Source organism: Burkholderia sp. MSMB617WGS (assembly GCF_001532025.2).
Lineage (GTDB): Bacteria > Pseudomonadota > Gammaproteobacteria > Burkholderiales > Burkholderiaceae > Burkholderia > Burkholderia savannae.
The window spans coordinates 2,970,112-2,981,844 of the sequence record NZ_CP013457.1 but is presented as its reverse complement, the minus strand read 5'-3'; the positions used below and the strand labels follow the sequence as shown (position 1 = coordinate 2,981,844).

11 protein-coding genes are annotated in these 11,733 nt (G+C 68.6%); 7 read left to right on the top strand and 4 right to left on the bottom strand.

What is annotated here, in order from left to right; all coding sequences use genetic code 11:
* Positions 1–35: 35 nt before the first annotated feature.
* Genes WT60_RS14660 through WT60_RS14645 form a run of 4 tightly spaced genes read right to left on the bottom strand, consistent with a single transcriptional unit; the run spans position 36 to position 3,601 of the window.
* Positions 36–929, bottom strand: a complete 894-nt coding sequence (locus tag WT60_RS14660) for a PhzF family phenazine biosynthesis protein (RefSeq protein ID WP_060355461.1) — start codon at positions 927–929, stop codon at positions 36–38.
* Positions 930–933: 4 nt separating this feature from the next.
* The gene (locus tag WT60_RS14655) at positions 934–1,392 is read right to left on the bottom strand and encodes a RidA family protein (RefSeq protein ID WP_038748714.1); all 459 of its coding nucleotides are present in this window, start codon (positions 1,390–1,392) and stop codon (positions 934–936) included.
* A 60-nt stretch (positions 1,393–1,452) separates the two neighbouring features.
* Entirely contained in the window at positions 1,453–2,634 is a 1,182-nt protein-coding gene (locus WT60_RS14650; protein ID WP_038748712.1) for a PLP-dependent aminotransferase family protein, read from the bottom strand.
* A gap of 58 nt (positions 2,635–2,692) precedes the next feature.
* On the bottom strand, positions 2,693–3,601 hold the full coding sequence (locus tag WT60_RS14645) for a DMT family transporter (protein ID WP_059670793.1): 909 nt from the start codon (positions 3,599–3,601) through the stop codon (positions 2,693–2,695).
* Positions 3,602–3,899: 298 nt separating this feature from the next.
* Here WT60_RS14645 and WT60_RS14640 point away from each other — a divergent pair, with 298 nt between their 5' ends.
* From WT60_RS14640 to WT60_RS14610, 7 genes are all read left to right on the top strand, one after another.
* Positions 3,900–5,351, top strand: coding sequence for a PLP-dependent aminotransferase family protein (locus WT60_RS14640; protein WP_060355459.1), 1,452 nt, complete (start codon positions 3,900–3,902; stop codon positions 5,349–5,351).
* 132 nt (positions 5,352–5,483) lie between these two features.
* Positions 5,484–7,382, top strand: a complete 1,899-nt coding sequence (htpG, locus tag WT60_RS14635) for a molecular chaperone HtpG (RefSeq protein ID WP_038748705.1) — start codon at positions 5,484–5,486, stop codon at positions 7,380–7,382.
* Entirely contained in the window at positions 7,382–7,984 is a 603-nt protein-coding gene (locus WT60_RS14630) for a chorismate lyase (RefSeq protein WP_186448540.1), read from the top strand. The genes htpG and WT60_RS14630 overlap by 1 nt, the downstream gene beginning before the upstream one ends.
* Positions 7,984–8,460 (top strand): DNA-deoxyinosine glycosylase, encoded by a 477-nt coding sequence (locus tag WT60_RS14625; protein WP_038748743.1) that lies wholly within the window; start codon positions 7,984–7,986, stop codon positions 8,458–8,460. The genes WT60_RS14630 and WT60_RS14625 overlap by 1 nt, the downstream gene beginning before the upstream one ends.
* Before the next feature lie 199 nt (positions 8,461–8,659).
* On the top strand, positions 8,660–9,583 hold the full coding sequence (locus WT60_RS14620; protein ID WP_059574700.1) for a hypothetical protein: 924 nt from the start codon (positions 8,660–8,662) through the stop codon (positions 9,581–9,583).
* Between the two features lie 291 nt (positions 9,584–9,874).
* Positions 9,875–10,114 (top strand): DUF3311 domain-containing protein, encoded by a 240-nt coding sequence (locus WT60_RS14615; RefSeq protein WP_038748701.1) that lies wholly within the window; start codon positions 9,875–9,877, stop codon positions 10,112–10,114.
* Entirely contained in the window at positions 10,111–11,661 is a 1,551-nt protein-coding gene (locus WT60_RS14610; protein ID WP_038748699.1) for a sodium:solute symporter, read from the top strand. Before WT60_RS14615 ends, WT60_RS14610 begins: the two co-directional genes overlap by 4 nt.
* The last annotated feature ends 72 nt before the right edge of the window (positions 11,662–11,733 follow it).

Sequence of the window (11,733 nt, the reverse complement as noted above, 5' to 3'; positions counted from 1 at the left end):
GCCGCGCGGCGGGCGCGGCCGGGTGAACGCGCGGCCTACCGCAGCCGGATGCGGCCGTCGACGAGCGTGACCGCGGCGCCGCCGATCCAGATCTTGCCCGCGTCGTCGTCGTAATCGACCGCGATGCGGCCGTCGCGGCCGAGCGCGGTGCCCTGGCGCGCGGTGTAGCTGCGCCCCGGGCGGCGCCCGGCCTGCGCGAGGAGGCCCGCGATCGCAGCGTTCGCGCTGCCCGTCACGGGGTCTTCGCCTGCGGCGAACGCGTCGCCCGTCATCAGGCAGCGGACTTCGAACGTCGCCGGGCCGTCGGCCGGATGCGGGCCGTATGCGGCGAGGCCGCCCGCGCCGAGCGCGGCGGCGATCGGCGCGAGCGCCTCGCGGTCGGGGGCGAGCGCGAGGCAGTCGGCCGCCGACGCGAGCCGCACGACGAGCCACGGCGCGCCGTTGTCGACCGCCTGCGGCGGCGCGCCGAAATCGATCGCGCCCGTGCGCAGCGCGGCCGTGAGCGCCGGCCAGTCGCGCTCGGGCAGCGGCGTCACGCGCGCGGGCGGCGCGGCGAACGCCCAGCCGCCGTCGCGCCGCGCGAGCTCGACGAGCCCCGCGCCGCATTGCTGGACGAGCCGCCCGGGCGTCTTCGGCTGCCCGCCCGCGTCGAGAAACGCGTGCGCGGCGCCGAGCGTCGGGTGGCCCGCGAACGGCAACTCGCCGCCCGGCGTGAAGATCCGCACGCGGTAGTCGGCGGCGGGATCGGTCGGCGCGACGAGGAACGCGGTCTCGGACAGGTTCGTCCAGCGCGTGATCTCGAGCATGTCGGCGTCGCAGAGCGCGTGCGCGTCGAATACGACGGCGAGCGGATTGCCCTTGAACGGCACCGACGTGAACACGTCGACCTGCTTGAAGCGCACCGTCACGGTGCCGGCAGCGGCGGCCATCGCGTTACGCGACTTCGGCGATCAGCTCGATCTCGACGCACGCGCCGAGCGGGATCTGCGCGACGCCGAACGCCGAGCGCGCATGCTTGCCCGCGTCGCCGAACACTTCGGCGATCAGCTCCGACGCGCCGTTCGTCACGATGTGCTGCTCGGTGAACTCGAGCGTCGAGTTGACGAGGCTCATCACCTTGACGATGCGCTTGACCTTGTTCAAGTCGCCGGTGTGCGCGTGCAGCGTCGCGAGCAGGTCGATCGCGACCGCGCGAGCGGCTTGCTTGCCTTGCTCCGTCGTCACGTCGTGGCCGAGCTTGCCGGCCCACACCTTGCCGTCCTTCTTCGCGATGTGGCCGGACAGATAGACGGTGTCGCCGGATTGCGCGCTCATCACGTAGGCGGCGGCGGGCGCACCCGCGACCGGCAGCTCGATGCCGAGATCCTTCAGTTTGTCGTAGACGTTTGCCATCTGATTCCTATCCTCGTGAGTCAATCGTGAAATCGTGAATGTGTGAACGAACGAGAAGCGTCACAGGCGCTCGCGCAGCAGCTTGCCGAGCCGCGCGATGCCTTCCTCGATCTGCTCCGGCGGCACCGTGACGAACGACAGCCGCAGCGTGTTCTTCTGCGCGTCGCTCGCGAAGAACGGCGCGCCCGGCACGAACGCGACGTTGTTCGCCACCGCCGCCTCGAGGAGCTGCATGCTGTCGATCTGCGCGGGCAGCGTCACCCAGATGAACATGCCGCCCTCCGGGCGGTTCCAGCTCACGCCTTGCGGCATGTGCCGGGCGAGCGACGCGAGCATCGCTTCGCATTGCGCGGCGTAGAGCTTGCGGATCGTCGGGATGTGCTCGTCGAGGAAGCCGTCGCGGATCACCTCGTACGCGATGCGTTGCGTGAGCGACGGCGTGTGCAGGTCCGTTGCCTGCTTCGCCTGCACGAGCTTGAAGTGCAGCTCCTCGGGCGCAATGATATAGCCGATCCGAAGGCCGGGTGCGAGCACCTTCGAGAACGTGCCGAGGTGGACGACGTGATCGGGCGCCATCGACAGCATCGTCGGCAGCGGTTCGCCCGCATAGTTGAGCGCGCCGTACGGATCGTCCTCGAGCACCGGGAACGGGCTCGTCTGCGCGAACGCGGCGAGCGCGCGGCGGCGCTCGACGGGCAAGCGGCGGCCGGTCGGATTCTGGAAATTCGGTTGCGCGTATAACAGGCGCGCGTCCTTCGTGAGCTCGGGCGTGAGCCCGTCGGGCACGAGGCCCGCGTCGTCGGTCGGCACCTGCACGTAGGTCGGCTCGAAGAGCGAGAACGACTGCAGCGCGCCGAGGTAGGTCGGCGTCTCGACGAGCACGCGGCTCGCCGGATCGATCAGCGCCTTGCCGAGCAGATCGAGCGCCTGCTGCGAGCCCGTCGTGACAAGCACCTGCGTCGCGCGCACGCGATAGCGCTCGGCGATCCACTCGCGCAGCGGCAGGAAGCCTTCCGTCGCGCTGTATTGCAGCGCGGCGGCGGGCGAGTCGCGCAGCACGCGGTCGGCGGCTTCGCGCATGCGCTCGGCGGGGAAGGTCGCGGGCGACGGCAGGCCGCCCGCGAACGAGATCACCTCGGGGCGCTCGGTCACTTTCAGGATCTCGCGGATCGCCGAGCTCGTGAGCTTGCGTGCGCGTTCGGACAGGGCCCAGTGGGGCGGCTTGAGATCGCTCGGATTCATGGTCTCCTCGGTCGGTATCGTGGGTCGTGAATGAAAGGGGCGATTATCGCTCGTCAAATCAGGCCGCGCGAGCGGGCTGCGGCGCGGTGCTCACGGCGGCGCGGCGGCCGAGCACGACGGTCGCGATCACGGCGGCGGCGAACAGCCAGGTCGACGAGGAAACGGTTTCGCCGAAGCAGAGCGCCGAGAACGCGATCGTGAAGAAGATCTGCAGGAGCTGCACCTGGCCCACGCGCGCGGTGCCGCCCATCGCGAGGCCCGCGTACCAAGCGAAGAAGCCGACGAACTGCGAGAACAGCGTCACATAGCCGAACGCGAGCCACACGCGCGGCGACACCGGGCCCGGGTGCGCCGCGTGGTGCGCCCACGCGAGCCAGCCGACGGGCGGCACGAGCAACGGCGCGGACACGACGAGCGCCCAGCAGATCACCTGCCATCCGCCGATCTCGCGCGCGAGGCGCGCGCCTTCCGCGTAGCCGAGCGCGCCGAGGCCGACCGCGACGAGCATCAGCAGGTCGCCCCGCTGCAGCGCGCCGCCGCCGTCGCGCAGCGCGTACGCGACGACGAGCGCGCTGCCCACGACGGCGCTCGCCCAGAACGCTTTCGACGGCCGCTCGCGCGACAGCCACGCCGCATACAACGCGACGAGAAGCGGCTGCAGACCGTTGACGACCGCGCCGTGCGAGGCGGGCACGGTCTTCATCGCCCATGCGGAAAACACCGGGTACGCGACGATCACGCCCGCCGACACGACGGCGAGGCTCTTGAACTGCGCGCGGCTCGGCACGCGCTCGCGGCGCAGCCACAGCAGCAGCCCGGCCGGCACCGCGGCGGCGAGCGCGCGGCCGAGGCCGTTCAGGAGCGGATGGAGCTCGGTGACGACGATGCGCGTCATCGGCAGCGTCAGGCTGAAGATCATCACGCCGATCAGGCCGAGCAGCATGCCGCGTGTTTCGCGCGAATTCATGAGGGGGCTCCGTGGTCGCGAGTGGTTGTCATGGGCGGTTGTCGTGAGCGGGAAGCGGGGCGGGCGCACGCGTGAGCGCAGCGTGCCCGCCGGCGTGTCGAATTCGGCCGCGAGCGCGGGCGCATCGCCCGTCTCGACGCCGATCAGGTGCGCCGTGCCCGGCCGGAAGTCGGAACCGGTTTTTCGGGCGCGCGTGCGTCACCGCGTCGCATCGCCGTCGAAAAAACTGTAATCGCAGGGGCCGGCACAGTAACGGTACAATCGCCGCGATACTCTTCGGTACAGTTGGAGGCCCGCGATGTCCACCGTCCCGCTCGCGCAGATTCCCGCGCCGCACGATACCGCGACGCTCACGCTCGTCGACCAGCTCGTGCAGTGGGCGCGCCGCCGGATCGACGAGCGCGTGTTCCGGCCCGGCATGCGGATGCCGTCGATCCGCAAGCTCGCGATCGACAAGAGCGTGTCACGCTTCACGGTCGTCGAAGCCTACGAGCGGCTCGTCGCGCAGGGCTATCTCGATTCGCGGCGCGGCTCCGGCTTCTACGTGCGCGAGCGCGCGCCGGGGCCGCCGCCCGTTGCGGCGGGCGGCGGGCGGGCGCAGCCCGTGCACAACACGATCGACGTCGTCTGGCTGCTGCGCAACATGCTGCATACGGTCAGCCCGGAAAAGGGGCCGGGGCTCGGCTACCTGCCGAGCCGCTGGCTCGACGGCGAGCTGATCACGAGCGCGTTGCGCGCGCTCGGCCGGCAGTCCGGCGCGCAGATGCTCGGCTTCGGCAGCGCTCAGGGCTTCCTGCCGCTGCGCCAGCAGCTGCAGACGCGCCTGGCCGAAATCGAGATCGGCGCGACGCCCGAGCAGCTCGTGCTCGTGTCCGGCATCACGCAGGCGATCGACCTCATCGCGCGCCACTGCGTGCGGCCGGGGGACGCGGTGATCGTCGGCGATCCGGCCTGGTTCCAGATGTTCGGCCGCTTCGCGTCGCAGGGCGCGCAGCTCGTCGGGATGCCGTACGCGCCGGACGGCCCCGATCTCGACGCGCTCGAGAATCTCGTGCAGATGTGGCGCCCGAAGATGCTCGTGATCAACTCGGTGCTGCACAACCCGACGGGCACGTCGCTGTCGGCCGCGCAGGCGTTCCGGATACTGAAGCTCGCGGAGGCGTACGATTTTCTCGTCGTCGAGGACGACGTCTACGGCGATCTGTGCCCGCCGAGCTATCCGGCGACGCGCATGGCGAGCCTCGATCAGCTAAAGCGCGTGATCTTCCTCGGCAGCTATTCGAAGACGCTCGCGGCGAACCTGCGGGTCGGCTACATTGCATGCGCGCCGGAGCTCGCGAAGGCGCTGACCGACCAGAAGATGCTCGTCGGAATGACGACGCCCGAGCTCAACGAGCGCGTGCTGTACAAGGTGCTGACGGAAGGGCACTACCGGCGCCACGTCGAGCGGCTGCGCGCGCGGCTCGACGGCGTGCGCGACAAGACCGCGCGGATGCTCGAGCGCAGCGGGATGCGGCTCTTTGCGATGCCGGCGGCGGGGATGTTCCTGTGGGCCGACACGAGCGTCGATTCGGACGCGCTCGCCGCGGCCGCGCACGAGGAGGGCTTCCTGCTCACGCCTGGGAGCCTGTTCTCGCCGCAGCAGTCGCCGTCGACGTGGACGCGCTTTAACGTCGCGAACTGCGGCGATCCGGCGTTGCCCGCGTTCCTCGGCCGCTATCTCGACGGCGTGAACCGCCGCGCCTCTTGAAATTCCGTCGAGCGCCCCAACTTGGGGCGCGGTCGAGCGTCGCGAAAGTGTGATGACGCCGCGCGCCGGCTCCTTTGGGGTCGTGAATCGAAAACGTCTGTCGTAATTGACGCAATCAATGGGTAAATCAAGATGACTCAGCAAACCATGAGCTTTCAGGCAGAGGTCAAGCAGCTCCTCCACCTGATGATTCATTCGCTTTACAGCAACAAGGAAATCTTCCTGCGCGAACTCGTGTCGAACGCGTCCGACGCCGCTGACAAGCTCCGTTTCGAGGCTCTGGAAAACAACGCGCTCTACGAGAGCGATCCGAACCTGCGCATCCGCCTGTCATTCGACAAGGCCGCGCGCACGATCACGATCGACGACAACGGGATCGGCATGAGCCGCGACGAGGCCATCGCGAACCTCGGCACGATCGCGCGCTCGGGCACGAAGGAATTCTTCTCGAAGCTCTCCGGCGACCAGCAGAAGGACGCGGCGCTCATCGGCCAGTTCGGCGTCGGCTTCTACTCGGGCTTCATCGTCGCGGACCGGATCACCGTCGAGACGCGCCGCGCGGGCCTGGCCGCGTCCGAGGGCGTGCGTTGGGAAAGCGCGGGCGAAGGCGACTTCTCGGTCGATGCGATCGAGCGCGCCGCGCGCGGCACGACCATCACGCTGCACCTGCGCGACGGCGAGGACGAACTGCTCTCGTCGTACCGCCTGAAATCGATCGTCCAGAAGTATTCGGACCACGTCGCGCTGCCGATCCTGATGAAGAAGGAAGAGTGGGATCAGGAAAAGGGCGAGATGGTCGAGAAGGACGAGGACGAGACCGTCAACCAGGCGAGCGCGCTGTGGACGCGTGCGAAGAGCGACGTCACCGAGGAGCAGTACAAGCAGTTCTACCAGCACGTCGCGCACGACCACCAAGATCCGCTCGCGTGGACGCACAACCGCGTCGAGGGCCGCAGCGAGTACACGCAACTGCTCTTCGTGCCGTCGCACGCGCCGTTCGACCTGTGGAACCGCGACTATCGCGGCGGCCTCAAGCTGTACGTGAAGCGCGTGTTCATCATGGACGACGCGGAGCAACTGCTGCCGCAGTACCTGCGCTTCGTGAAGGGCGTCGTCGACTCGTCGGATCTGCCGCTCAACGTGTCGCGCGAGATCCTGCAGGAAAGCCGCGACGTGAAGGCGATCCGCGAAGGCGTGACCAAGCGCGCCCTGTCGATGCTCGAAGAGCTCGCGAACGCCGAAGACGACGCCGGCCGCGAGAAGTACAAGACGTTCTGGAGCGCGTTCGGCCAGGTGCTGAAGGAAGGCGTCGGCGAGGATCACGCGAATCGCGAGCGCGTCGCGAAGCTGCTGCGCTTCGCGTCGACGCACGGCGACACCGACGAGCAGAACGTGCCGCTCGCCGATTACGTCGCGCGGATGAAGCCCGAGCAGACGAAGATCTACTACGTGACGGCCGACACGTGGCAGGCCGCGAAGAACAGCCCGCATCTCGAAGTGTTCCGCAAGAAGGGCGTCGAAGTGCTGCTGCTCACCGATCGCGTCGACGAATGGATGCTGTCGTTCCTGCACGAGTTCGACGGCAAGGGGCTCGCGAGCGTCGCGCGCGGCGACCTCGATCTCGGCGCGCTGAACGACGACGAGAAGAAGGCGCAGGAGCAGACGGGCGAGGCGATGAAGCCCGTCGTCGACAAGATGAAGGAAACGCTCGGCGACAAGGTGAAGGACGTGCGCGTGACGTTCCGGCTCACCGATTCGCCGTCGTGCCTTGTCGCCGACGACAACGACATGAGCGGCTACCTGCAGCGGATGCTGAAGGCGGCGGGCCAGAACGCGCCGTCGTTCCAGCCGATCCTCGAGATCAATCCGGAGCATCCGCTCGTCAAGGCGCTGAAGGCCGACGGCGCGGACTTCGGCGACTGGTGCCATCTGCTGTTCGAGCAGGCGCTGCTCGCCGAAGGGGGCGCGCTCGAGGACCCGGCAAGCTTCGTGAAGCGGACCAACGCGCTGTTGCTGTCGCGCGCGGCGTGATGGCGCGGATGCGTTTCGACGCGGCCGACGCGCATTGGCGCGAGACGCCGCGCCCCGGCGCGTCGAGCGCGCAGAAGGACTGGCTCACGCGCGGCGGCTCGCTGACCGCGCACCTCGCGCGGCTCGGCCGCGTGACGGTGCGCGTGACGCGCGAGACCGTCGCGACGCCGTGGGCCGATGAGCACGCGGCGCTCGCATGCGCGCCGCGCACGCCGGTGTGGGTGCGCGAAGTCGTGCTCGCGGTCGACGGCACGCCGTTCGTCGCCGCGCACAGCATCGCGCCGCTCGCCGCGAGCAAGGGCGTGTGGCAGGCGATGCGGCGGCTGCGCACGCGGCCGCTCGCGGAGCTGCTGTACAGCGATCCCGAAGTGACGCGCTCGGCGCTCGTGAGCCGGCGCGTGATCGCCGGCCATTCGCTGTTCGCGCTCGCGTCGCGCGCGCTCGAGCGCGCGCAAATCGCGCCGCACGCATTCGCCGCGCGCCGCTCGGTGTTCGAGCGGCACGGCGAGCCGCTGATGGTGACCGAATGCATGCTGCCCGCGTTGTGGCGGCATCTCGATGCGCGCGGCGCGCGCCGCGCGCGCGGCGGCGAGGCCGCGTGATGTTGCGCGGCTTTCCTCCCGTCGTGGCGCCCGGCACGCACACGCTGATTCTCGGCAGCTTTCCCGGCGAGGCGTCGCTCGTGGCCGCGCAGTATTACGCGCATCCGCGCAATCAGTTCTGGCGGCTGCTCGGGGCGGCGCTCGGCGAGCCTGCGTTGCATGAATTGCCGTACGACGCGCGTCTCGCGCGCGTGCTCGCGCACGGCTTCGGCATCTGGGACGTGCTCGCTGCGTGCCACCGCGAAGGCAGCCTCGATTCGGCGATCCGCCATGCGAAGCCCAATGATTTCGATTCGCTGCGGGAAGTCGCGCCGTCGCTGAAGAAGGTGTGCTTCAACGGCAAGACGGCGGGGCGGTTCGAAGCGATCATTCGCGCGGCGGGGTTCGATACGCTCGTGTTGCCATCGTCGAGCCCGGCCAATGCAACGCTGTCGTTCGACCAGAAGCTGATCATTTGGAAGGGCATCGTCGCCTGACGCGCTGCGCGCGACGCGATCGCCGACGCCGGCCGTCGCGCGTTTCCCGTTCGTTTCGTTTTGCTTCGTCATCCTTCGCGTCGAGTGCCGCGGAATGCGGGGCGAACCGATGCGGCGAGCAACCGTTTCACGTGTGCTCAATGCCGCGAGTGCTATCCTCTCGTTCGCCCGAAGACCCACATCAGTACGAGATTCATCCATGACCCGATTGATCAAGCGCGCGTCCGCCGAGGCGCGCGCGTTCCAGCGCGGCAAGCCGTCTCCGTTCAACGGCTCCGACAAGCTCAAGCCGTCCCGCGCGAAGCGTAGCCGCGCCGCGTTCGACGACGAAGTCGACGGCGTTGCCGTGCTCGACGCGCCTCGCAAGCCGCGCTTCGCGCCCGTCACGTTCTCCGAAGAGCGCGGCGTGCGCTATCTGCATTTCGGCACCGAGTGGGTGCAGGGCGCGATGCGCCTGTCGAAGCCGCATCACATCGAGCTCGAGTACGCGCAGCAGATGATGGCGTGGCTGCTCTTTCTCGAGACGCCGAAGCGCATCGTCCAGCTCGGCCTCGGCACCGGCGCGCTGACGAAGTTCGCGCATCGCTTCCTGCCGCGCGCGCACGTCGAGGCGGTCGAGCTGAATCCGGCCGTGATCGTCGCCGCGCGATCGATGTTCGAGCTGCCGCCCGACGACGCGCGTCTGACCGTCCACGAAGCGGACGCGTGGGATTTCGTCAATGATCCGAAGAATCGCGGCACGATCGGCGCGCTGCAGATCGACCTGTACGACGCGACCGCGCGCGGCCCGGTGCTCGACAGCGTCGCGTTCTATCGCGCGGTGCGCGGCTGCCTGGCCGGCGCGGGCGTCGCGACGATCAACCTGTTCGGCGATCATCCGAGCTTCGTGCGCAACATGAAGCACCTGAACGCCGCGTTCGACCAGCGCGTGATCGCGCTGCCCGAAGTGCACGACGGCAATCGGATCGCGCTCGCGTTCTCGGGCCCGGCGCTGTCGGTGCCGTTCGCGCAGCTGACCGAGCGCGCGAAGCTGATCGAGGCCGAGCTGCGCCTGCCCGCGCGCTCATGGGTGAAAGGATTGAAAGCGTCGCTCGGCGAGCGCGCCGACGTGTTCACGATCTGACGCCGAAGCGGCCGCGCAGGCCGAAGGCCGCGTATGCCGCGCAGGCCGCGTATGCCGCGTATGCCGCGTATGCCGCAGAGGCCGCGCAGGCCGCGCAGGCCGCCCGCGCCGCCGCCGCAAGGGCGGGCGGCGGCGGGGCCGGCTCCGGGTTCGCCCTCGTATGACAGGGTATTTCCGACTTTTATACTGACTGACGCCAGGGGAGGCGCAGCTTACCCGTCGTGTCGTTCCTCTCGCACCGCCGTACCCGTTCAGAACATATCAATAACCGGGATGTGAAGAGGAGACGTCATGGCTCACGATGCCGACGCCAACCGGGCCGCGAAACGCTGGCTCTGGCTGCTGGTCCTGCCGCTCGTCGCGATGGTCTGGGTGCCGTCGTACAACAAGATCGAACCGCAATGGCTCGGTTTCCCGTTTTTCTACTGGTACCAACTGATGTGGGTGTTCATTAGCGCCGTGATCACCGCGTTCGTCTACTTCAAGACGAAGAACTGCTGGAAGGGCGTTCCGCGGGGAGACGGCAAATGAACCTGACCGCGACCTTCGTCTTCGTGCTGTTCTTCGTCGGCGTGACGATCATGGGCTTTCTCGCCGCGAACTGGCGGCGCGGCAATCTCGCGCATCTCGACGAATGGGGCCTCGGCGGCCGGCGCTTCGGCACGATCGTCACGTGGTTCCTGCTGGGCGGCGATCTCTACACCGCGTACACGTTCGTCGCCGTGCCGGCGCTCGTGTTCGGCGCGGGCGCGATGGGCTTCTTCGCGCTGCCGTACACGATCCTCATCTATCCGTTCGCGTTCGTCGTGTTTCCGAAGCTCTGGAGCATCGCGAAGCGCCACGGCTACGTGACGGCCGCCGATTTCGTCAGCGCCCGCTACGGCAGCCGCTCGCTCGCGCTCGCCGTCGCCGTGACGGGCATCGTCGCGACGATGCCGTACATCGCGTTGCAGCTCGTCGGCATCGAAGTGGTGATCGGCGGGCTCGGCTTCGACACGAAGGGCTTCGTCGGCGACCTGCCGCTCATCATCGCGTTCGCGATTCTCGCCGCGTACACGTACACGTCGGGCCTGCGCGCGCCCGCGATGATCGCGATCGTCAAGGACATCCTGATCTACATCACGATCGCCGCGGCCGTGATCGTGATTCCGGCGAAGCTCGGCGGCTTCGGGCACATCTTCGGCGCGGTGCCCCCCGCGAAGCTGCTGCTGAAGGTGCCCGACGCGTCGAGCATGAACGGCTTCAGCGCATACACGACGCTCGCGATCGGCTCGGCGCTCGCGCTCTTTCTGTATCCGCATTCGGTGACGGCGATCCTGTCGTCGTCGTCGGGCAACACGATCCGCCGCAACATGGCGATGCTGCCCGCGTATTCGTTCGTGCTCGGCCTGCTCGCGCTGCTCGGCTACATGGCGCTCGCGTCGGGCGTGAAGGACATGCCGCAATACGCGCCGTACTTCAAGGCGTTCGGCCCGAACTTCGCGGTGCCCGCCTTGTTCCTGCACTTCTTCCCGTCGTGGTTCGTCGGCGTCGCGTTCGCCGCGATCGGCATCGGCGCGCTCGTGCCGGCGGCGATCATGTCGATCGCGGCCGCGAACCTGTACACGCGCAACATCCATCGCGAGTTCGTCAACCGCAACATGACGCACGACCAGGAGACGAACGTCGCGAAGCTCGTGTCGCTGATCGTGAAGGTCGGCGCGGTCGCGTTCATCCTCGGGCTGCCGCTCACGTACGCGATCCAGCTGCAGCTGCTCGGCGGGATCTGGATCATCCAGACGCTGCCCGCGATCGTGCTCGGCCTCTACACGCGCATGCTCGACTATCGCGGGCTCCTGCTCGGCTGGGCGGCGGGGCTCGTCTGCGGCACGTGGATGGCGATCTCGCTGAAGCTCGCCGGCTCGATCTTCACGATTCATTTGTTCGGCTATGCGATTCCGGGCTACGCGGCCGTCTGGGCGCTGGCCGTGAATCTCGTCGTGTCGATCGTCGTCAGCGCGCTCGTGCGCGTGCTCGGGATGGCGCATGCGGAAGACCGCACGCGGCCGGAGGATTATCTCGACGTCGTCGAGAGCTGAAGCGCGCGCCCGCTCCGGCGGGAAACGCAAGCAAAGACGCCCGCGGCGCGCATCGCGCCGCGGGCGTCGTCC